The organism is Paenisporosarcina sp. P4_D4, assembly GCF_056401835.1.
Window position 1 is genome coordinate 1 of the sequence record NZ_JBFUIO010000262.1, and the last position, 1,735, is coordinate 1,735.

The 1,735-nt window shown below is 37.0% G+C and carries 2 protein-coding genes; both read left to right on the forward strand.

The features are described from left to right. Nucleotides 1–683, forward strand: a 683-nt coding sequence (locus tag AC1DSL_RS17880) for an S-layer homology domain-containing protein (RefSeq protein WP_477533271.1), incomplete at its 5' end; no start/stop codon positions are given. 183 nt (nucleotides 684–866) lie between these two features. Continuing rightward, nucleotides 867–1,735: C40 family peptidase (locus AC1DSL_RS17885; RefSeq protein WP_477533272.1), on the forward strand; the 869-nt coding region annotated here is incomplete at its 3' end.

Genomic DNA, 1,735 nt, shown 5'->3' on the forward strand with positions numbered 1-1,735 from the left:
CAGAAAATGGGACTACCCTAAAAGAAGTGACAGGCTCAAAGTGGGAATTGTATCGTCCTGCGGGAACTTATTCATTTAATTTTACTTTTGTAATGAAAAATGGAGCTGCTGTAACAGAAAAAGTTAATGTGACATTAAAAAATCCGGCGTTCACTGACTTGAATCAATCCCAGTGGTATTCAAGTCATGTCAGCTATTTGTTCTTTAAAGAACAAATGAATGGTTATAAGGATGGATCATTTAAGCCCACTAAAGAAATTACAAGAGCTGAAGCAGTAGCATTACTTGGACGAGCAAAGGATTTGAATGGGGAAGAGAGAGTCACTTCATTTAAAGATGTAGGTTCTGGTAATTTTGCATCCGGCTACATCCAGTCTGCATTAGAAGAAGGAATTCTATCAGGTTTTCCGGATGATACATTTAAGCCTAATCAAGCTGTGACTCGCGCAGAGATGGCCATTCTCATACAAAATGCATTCATGTTCCCAAGTGATCCTAATAAAGGTTTACATTTTTCTGATATGAATACAGGCATGGCAAGTTATGAAGCCATTCAGGCATTAGTTCAACAAGGAATAGCAAAAGGTATTTCGACAACACAATTCCAACCTCATGCAAAAATGACAAGGTCAACGTATAGTGTGTTCTTAGCAAGAGCCCAAAAACCGACAGTCTTTAAATAAAAAGGAAAACTCGAAGCGTTTATCGCCTCGAGTTTTTTAATTTTCTGTCGATTGTTACACAATTGTAACCTAAACGTAAAGTAACTATCATGAAATGTCTGATATTATTTAAAATAGATTGTTAAAACTATAGAAATGAACCAGATATTATGTCTAGGTTCCAAAAATTACATGAGGTGGAAAATGAAGAAACGTATTACTCAGATGATCATCGCTGTGTTACTGATCTCAGTGGCGCCATTTATGACGACTCAAGCCAGTGCTTCAACAGAAAATGAAATCGTGAACTACGCTAAAACATTACAGGGCGTCCCATACCAATATGGTGGAATTACTCCATCAGGGTTTGACTGCTCTGGATATACATCTTATGTTTTCAAAAATATTGCTGGTATATCATTAAATAGAACAGCTGCCAATCAATATTCACAGGGCACTTCTGTTTCAAAATCAAATCTTCAACCGGGAGACTTAGTCTTCTTCGATAACTTGGGATACACATCTCATGTAGGAATTTATATTGGAAATAGCCAATTTATCTCAGCAACCTCTTCTAAAGGAATTGCAATAGCGAGCATAAACGACCCATACTACTGGGGAAAATATTATATGGGTGCTAAACGAATTGGAAGTGCATCAGTTGCATCTACACCACCCGTAACAAATGGTAATTTCACGGATGTGAAGTCAACGCATCCAGCCTATGTAGCAATTAAGGAACTAAATATGGATGGTGTAATCAATGGTTTTGAAAACCAACAATTCCGTCCGAATGCTGAAGTTACTCGTGGACAAGCTGCCGCGATGGTAAATAGAGTATTAAAATTAACGCCTAAAAATCAATCTCGATTTTCTGATGTTCCAACAAATCATACTTTTGCTAAAGATATAGCGGCAATGAACGAAGCAGGTATATTAAGTGGTTATACTTCAGGAAGATTTGGAATGAATGATTCTTTAACAAAAGCACAATTAGCCGTAATTTTAGACCGTGCATTCAAAATTTCTGCTGCAACAGAAAATCAAGTTCACACGGCCTCTATATATAATGA